Here is a 6,098-nt window from a genome sequence, read left to right as displayed (position 1 = left end):
CAGACATCTTCAACAAGAAGTCAGGTCTCGATGAAGCAAGGCTAAATCTCGCAAGATGGTACAATGAAGTGGAAAGGTTTGACTATATGGAGTTCAACAAGGTACTTGATACGTTTTCAAACCATAGTACGACCATCATAAATTATTTTGAAGAACGATTGACAAATGCTTCAGCGGAGTCGTTCAATGCTAAAATCAAAGCTTTTCGAAGCCAGTTAAGAGGGGTGGCTGATCTGAAATTCTTCATGTTCAGACTGGCTAGGCTATACGCTTAAAAGAAAGCTTGCCAACCGGGGAAATCCGCTGACCCAGAATTATCCGCTGACCCCATCAAAGCCGTCAAATCGCAGTATATACAAAAGAAAAAAGCAGTTATCTTTTTAGATAACTGCTTGATTCTCAAGTGATCCGCTTGGGGCTCGAACCCAAGACCCCAACATTAAAAGTGTTGTGCTCTACCTGCTGAGCTAGCGAATCAATCCTTATTGCTGTTAAGCGGGTGCAAAGATATGGACTTTATATTTAATATGCAAGACTTATAACGAAAAAAGTTTGCATTATTTTAGTTGTTTATTCCTTTTGTTTGATTATCAGTTGATTCTGTCTTATGAATATTTTCTCTGTTGATAATGAAACGTTGATAGTAGGAGAGCATCAGCGTTGTGAGTGGTAGTGCGATAATCATTCCCAACATTCCCATTAATGAACCCCATATGGAAAGTGATAATAGAATGATAGCAGGATTTAGTCCGGTAATTTTCCCCATAACACGTGGCACGATGAATCCGTCTTGGATGGTTTGCACTACAATGAATACTGCCATGGCTGAGGCGATGATTATCCAAAAATTCTCGCCTGTGTCGGAGGCTTTCAGGATTGCCAGTATGATAGTAGGAACCAAACCGATGATTTGAAGATAAGGCACCATATTCAATGCCCCGATGAACAAACCGAGACCTATGGCCAATGGGAAGTCTATGATAAGAAAGCCTATGCTGAATAAAATGCCGACACATAAGGCTACGAATGCCTGTCCGCGGAAGTATCTGTTCATACCTACTTTTACGTCATTTAGTATGCCTACCACGAAAGAGCGGTATTTCATAGGCACGAGATGCGTCCAACCTTCTGCGATGCTTTCGTAGTCTAATAAAATGAAGATAACGTATAGTAAGATAATGAATATGGTGAATACGCTGAATAATAAGTCAACGGAGTCCGATAATAAAGACCATAGGCGGGGAACTGCTTCTTTGAGCGCATCCAACAGGTTCTCTTTATTGAATAGTTCGGTTATAAATTTAACATCGATATTATCTCGTAAAAAGTCGGAAAGAGAGGTGGGGACATTACTATTATATGTTCCGTGCGAAAAGTATTGGACCAATAAAGTCTGTACTCTGCCGCATTCTTGTATCATAGGGGGTACTAACAGATAAAAAGCTCCGGCACCCACAATCAGAAGTGTGAGTAATGCGCAGAATATGGAAACAATCCTATTTCTTAATTTTAGCTTGTATTGGAAAAATGTGACCAAAGGATATACCAGATAGGCAATAAGCCAAGCGATAAAGAAAGGTAATAGAACGCTGCTTAAACGCTTCAGAAGCATCAATATGCCGATAATGATAACTCCTAAAATGACACCGCGGATAAAACTGTCGAATGTAATCTTTTTACGTTCCATAGAATCCTGTATTAAATTTATTAATCGCTTGTTGTTTGCTGGTCTTCCTTTATCGCCCGCAGATAACACTCTCGGCACAAGGGTTCGTATTCGGCTGTTTCACCCAACAGAACTTGTTTGTCATTTTTTACAGTACGGTGAGAGAATGAAGCAAGCTGTCCGCATTTTACACAGATGGCATGCACTTTGGAAACTTCATCTGCAATGGCGCACAGCCCCGGCATGGGGCCGAAAGGATTACCGCGGAAATCCATATCCAATCCGGCTACTATTACACGTATACCATTGTTGGCAAGCTGGTTGCATACATCAATCAGGCCTTCGTCAAAGAATTGCGCTTCGTCGATGCCTACTACATCTATTTCGGAAGTGAATAGCAGTATGCTTGCCGATGAGTCTATCGGTGTAGAGGATATGATGTTGCTGTCATGCGATACGACATCTGCTTCTGAGTAACGCGTGTCTATTGCCGGCTTATATATTTCTACACGTTGCTTGGCAAATTTGGCACGTTTCAAACGGCGTATCAGTTCCTCTGTCTTGCCGGAGAACATGGATCCGCATATAACTTCAATTCTTCCTCTGCGTTTGGTTTCTTGTATGTGGTCTTCCGAAAATAATACCATATCTTTGAGTGTTATATTCAGTCGCAAAAGTAATGATTTTGTTCGCTTCCGGATATTTTTTCATTATTTATTTCTACATTTGTGCCATTAATACGGACAGGAAAAGGATATGCAAGCATTATTGAATGATATAGAACTGGATGTTCAGGAATTGAAATGTTTGATACAGTCGATGCTCACTGATACAAATCCTGTGCTGAGAATAGTTGCTAAAAGGAATATTCATCAGATGCAGGAGCGGTTGGATGCGCTGACTAAACTGTTGGATGACACTTTTGTGATAACTCCGGCGGAACATGTTGCTTCTGACATTGTGGAGAAAACAACTGAATCGGAAGTGATTTCCGAACCGGTTGCTGATGTTCCGGTTGAGGCAACTCACGTTTCGGATATTGCAGTACCTGCTTCTCAGATTCTTGCCGAACGTATTAAGCCGGCTACGGACTTACAACATGCTATCAGTCTGAATGATTCGTTTCGTTTTACCCGTGAATTGTTTGCCGGAGATGCGACACGTATGAATGAGGTGGTGCGCCTTTGCGGTGGGGCTTCCTCTTTGGATGAGGCTATGTCTGTATTTATGTCAACTGTACAACCGGATGAGGAAAATGAGGCGGCTGCTGATTTTATAGAACTTCTCAAGAAGTATTTCAGTTAAAAAAGTAGCGGATATGGGAAAACTTTATGTAGTGCCTACGCCAGTAGGAAATTTGGAAGATATGACTTTTCGCGCTATCCGCATATTGAAAGAAGCGGATTTGGTGCTGGCAGAAGACACGCGTACTTCCGGAATATTGCTGAAGCATTTTGAGATAAAGAATGCGATGCAGTCTCATCATAAATTTAATGAACATAAAACAGTAGAAAGTGTTGTAAATAGAATAAAGGGTGGTGAGACTGTGGCGTTGATTTCAGATGCCGGTACTCCAGGTATTTCCGATCCGGGTTTTCTGGTGGTTCGCGAGTGTGTCCGTAACGGTATCGAAGTACAGTGCCTGCCGGGGGCTACTGCTTTTGTTCCGGCATTGGTGGCTTCCGGATTGCCCAACGAGAAGTTCTGCTTTGAGGGTTTTCTTCCTCAGAAGAAAGGTAGGATGACACGTCTGAAAGGTTTGGCGGAAGAACGCCGGACAATGGTTTTCTATGAATCTCCCCACCGTTTGGTAAAAGCACTGATGCAGTTTGCAGAATATTTCGGTTCGGAACGGCAGGCGTCCGTTTCCCGTGAAATATCCAAGATACATGAGGAGACGGTACGTGGTACTCTTACCGGATTGATAGAACATTTCACAGCCAACGAACCGCGTGGTGAGATAGTGATTGTAGTAGCAGGAATAGACGATTAAATAACTTCATTAACAAAACGTAAAACAAAAGCGTATGAAAAAGTTAGCAGTTTTGATTGTATGTACAGCCGTTATGGCTTCATGTGACAGCTTTTCAGGTGGTAGCAAAGATCAGTTGAAAGCTGAGAATGATTCTCTTTTAATGGAACTGACTCAGCGTAATGCTGAACTGGATGAAATGATGGGCACTTTCAATGATATTTCGGAAGGATTTCGTCAAATCAATGCGGCAGAAAGCCGTGTAGACTTGCAGCGTGGTGCAGTTGCAGAGGGTTCTCTGAATGCTAAACAGCAGATAGCCTCTGATATTGAATTCATCCGTAAGCAAATGGAAGAGAACAAAGAGCAGATTGCCAAGCTGCAATCTATGTTGAAAAACAGCAAGACCAACTCTTCTCAGTTAAAAAGAGCTGTTGAGTCTTTGACACAGGAACTGAATGCGAAAACCCAGCGTATCGAAGAGTTACAGGCCGAACTGGCTTCTAAGAATATCCGTATCCAGGAGTTGGATGCCGCCGTTACGGATTTGAATGCTGTCAAGAGTGAATTGACTGCTGAGAATGAGGCAAAAGCCAAGACAGTGGCAGAACAGGATAAAGCGCTTAATACTGCATGGTTTGTATTCGGAACGAAGAAAGAACTGAAAGACCAGAAAATTCTGAGCGGTTCCGGATTATTTAAAAAAGGTTCGGTCTTGAAAGATGGTGATGTCAATAAGGATTATTTTACCCAGGTTGATATTCGTACTACCAAAGAAATCAAACTGTATTCCAAAGATGCCGATATTCTGACTACCCATCCTACCGGTTCTTATGCCTTGGAAAAAGATGATAAAGATCAGTTGACATTGAAGATTACTAATCCGAAAGAATTCTGGAGCGTTTCCAAGTATCTGGTAATTCAAGTGAAATAGTTACTTGATTGATAATTGATAGGGCTGTTTCAAAAGTGCGTTTCGTTTGTAGGCCTGCTTTTGAAACAGCCTTTTTAGTATTCTTTTTTATGCTTTATAAAAATCTTTTTTTTGATTTGGACGATACGCTTTGGGCGTTCTCTCTCAATGCTCGTGATACCTATGAAGAAATGTACTGGAAGTATGGATACGATCGCTATTTCGATTCGTTCGAGCATTATTATTCACTTTATCAGCGTCGCAATCTGGATTTATGGGCAGAGTATGCAGATGGTAAAGTCACGAAAGAAGAGTTAAACCGTCAACGTTATCTTTATCCTTTGGAGGCTGTAGGAGCAGGTGACTCCACTTTGGCAAAGGCTTACGAAAGAGATGCTCTTACAATGATTCCTACCAAAAGCAAATTGATGCCACATGCGCGTGAAGTGCTGGAATATCTTTCGGGAAAATACAATTTGTACATTCTTTCAAATGGATTTAAAGAACTCCAAAGTCATAAAATGCGTTCGTCGGGCATTGATGAATATTTCAAAAAAGTGGTTCTTTCCGATGATATCGGAATCCTGAAGCCTTGGCCTGAGATTTTTCATTTTGCTCTTTCGACAACCCAGTCCGAGTTGAATAATTCGCTGATGATCGGAGATAGTTGGGAAAATGATATAGTCGGAGCGGCGGGAGTAGGCATGCACCAGGTGTTTTACAACTTGTCCGGTCGTACCGACTTGCCTTTTGCTCCTACCTATCAGATTACTGATTTGAAAGATTTATTTAATTTTTTGTGACATTGACAGATTAGTTGTACTTTTGTTTCCAATGATGAACATCTAAAAATACTATTATGGAAACTCTCATTCCTTTTGCATTGTTGTGTTTCACATCTTTCTTTACGTTGACTAATCCGTTGGGCACAATGCCGGTTTTTCTGACTATGACGCAGGGTATGACCGATAAAGAACGTTGTTCTATCGTAAAGCGCGCAACATTAGTCTCGTTTATCACATTGATGGTCTTTGTCTTTGCCGGGCAATTCCTCTTCAAGTTTTTCGGTATTTCGACAAACGGTTTCCGAATAGCGGGTGGCGTTATCATTTTCAAGATTGGTTTTGATATGCTGCAGGCACGCTATACACCGATGAAATTGAAAGATGAAGAAATCAAGACCTATGCGGATGATATTTCGATTACTCCTTTAGGTATTCCGATGTTATGTGGTCCGGGCGCTATTGCCAATGCAATCGTACTGATGCAAGATGCACATTCCTTTGAGATGAAAGGGGTGCTTATAGGCACTATTGCCCTTATTTATTTTCTTACATTCTTGATATTGAAGGCTTCCACCCGTTTGGTCAATTTATTAGGGGAAACCGGTAATAATGTGATGATGCGCCTTATGGGACTCATCTTGATGGTGATTGCCGTAGAATGTTTCGTTAGCGGAGTGAAGCCGATATTGACGGATATTGTAAAGGAAGGTTGCTTGATGTAATTAAATAAGAGAGCCGGAATTTGGCAGTAATGAAAAAAGG

General features: G+C 41.4%; 8 protein-coding genes and 1 tRNA gene. 6 read left to right on the top strand and 3 right to left on the bottom strand.

Going from position 1 to position 6,098, the window contains the following annotated elements:
• Positions 1-275: transposase (locus tag AB5903_RS06760; RefSeq protein WP_368117702.1), on the top strand; the 275-nt coding region annotated here is incomplete at its 5' end.
• Between the two features lie 129 nt (positions 276-404).
• Here AB5903_RS06760 and AB5903_RS06755 read toward each other — a convergent pair.
• The 3 genes from AB5903_RS06755 to AB5903_RS06745 form a co-directional block, all read right to left on the bottom strand.
• Positions 405-477: transfer RNA gene (locus AB5903_RS06755), tRNA-Lys, on the bottom strand.
• Positions 478-562: 85 nt separating this feature from the next.
• Entirely contained in the window at positions 563-1,687 is a 1,125-nt protein-coding gene (locus tag AB5903_RS06750; protein WP_117905045.1) for an AI-2E family transporter, read from the bottom strand.
• 20 nt (positions 1,688-1,707) lie between these two features.
• Positions 1,708-2,313, bottom strand: coding sequence for a thymidine kinase (locus AB5903_RS06745; protein ID WP_117905047.1), 606 nt, complete (start codon positions 2,311-2,313; stop codon positions 1,708-1,710).
• Between the two features lie 109 nt (positions 2,314-2,422).
• Between AB5903_RS06745 and AB5903_RS06740 the strand changes: the two genes are divergently transcribed.
• The 5 genes from AB5903_RS06740 (at position 2,423) to AB5903_RS06720 (ending at position 6,058) form a co-directional block, all read left to right on the top strand.
• Entirely contained in the window at positions 2,423-2,971 is a 549-nt protein-coding gene (locus AB5903_RS06740; protein ID WP_117905049.1) for a hypothetical protein, read from the top strand.
• A 13-nt stretch (positions 2,972-2,984) separates the two neighbouring features.
• A complete protein-coding gene (rsmI, locus tag AB5903_RS06735; protein WP_195658166.1) occupies positions 2,985-3,659 on the top strand; it encodes a 16S rRNA (cytidine(1402)-2'-O)-methyltransferase in 675 nt (224 codons plus the stop codon).
• Between the two features lie 34 nt (positions 3,660-3,693).
• Entirely contained in the window at positions 3,694-4,572 is an 879-nt protein-coding gene (locus AB5903_RS06730) for a hypothetical protein (RefSeq protein WP_060386687.1), read from the top strand.
• 89 nt (positions 4,573-4,661) lie between these two features.
• Positions 4,662-5,354, top strand: a complete 693-nt coding sequence (locus AB5903_RS06725) for a YjjG family noncanonical pyrimidine nucleotidase (RefSeq protein ID WP_117905051.1) — start codon at positions 4,662-4,664, stop codon at positions 5,352-5,354.
• A gap of 53 nt (positions 5,355-5,407) precedes the next feature.
• Positions 5,408-6,058 (top strand): MarC family protein, encoded by a 651-nt coding sequence (locus AB5903_RS06720; protein WP_117667385.1) that lies wholly within the window; start codon positions 5,408-5,410, stop codon positions 6,056-6,058.
• The last annotated feature ends 40 nt before the right edge of the window (positions 6,059-6,098 follow it).

The organism is Bacteroides sp. 2201st1_D9_2201SCRN_220225 (assembly GCF_040928965.1).
GTDB classification, from domain to species: domain Bacteria; phylum Bacteroidota; class Bacteroidia; order Bacteroidales; family Bacteroidaceae; genus Bacteroides; species Bacteroides stercoris.
The sequence above is the reverse complement of the archived record's forward strand: the minus strand, read 5'-3'. Positions and strand labels throughout refer to the sequence as shown.

Coding starts and splice junctions, on each gene's coding strand:
- AB5903_RS06750 (WP_117905045.1), bottom strand. CDS start 1,687: ATGGAACGTAAAAAGATTACATTCGACAGTTTTATCCGCGGTGTCATT.
- AB5903_RS06745 (WP_117905047.1), bottom strand. CDS start 2,313: ATGGTATTATTTTCGGAAGACCACATACAAGAAACCAAACGCAGAGGA.
- AB5903_RS06740 (WP_117905049.1), top strand. CDS start 2,423: ATGCAAGCATTATTGAATGATATAGAACTGGATGTTCAGGAATTGAAA.
- rsmI (WP_195658166.1), top strand. CDS start 2,985: ATGGGAAAACTTTATGTAGTGCCTACGCCAGTAGGAAATTTGGAAGAT.
- AB5903_RS06730 (WP_060386687.1), top strand. CDS start 3,694: ATGAAAAAGTTAGCAGTTTTGATTGTATGTACAGCCGTTATGGCTTCA.
- AB5903_RS06725 (WP_117905051.1), top strand. CDS start 4,662: ATGCTTTATAAAAATCTTTTTTTTGATTTGGACGATACGCTTTGGGCG.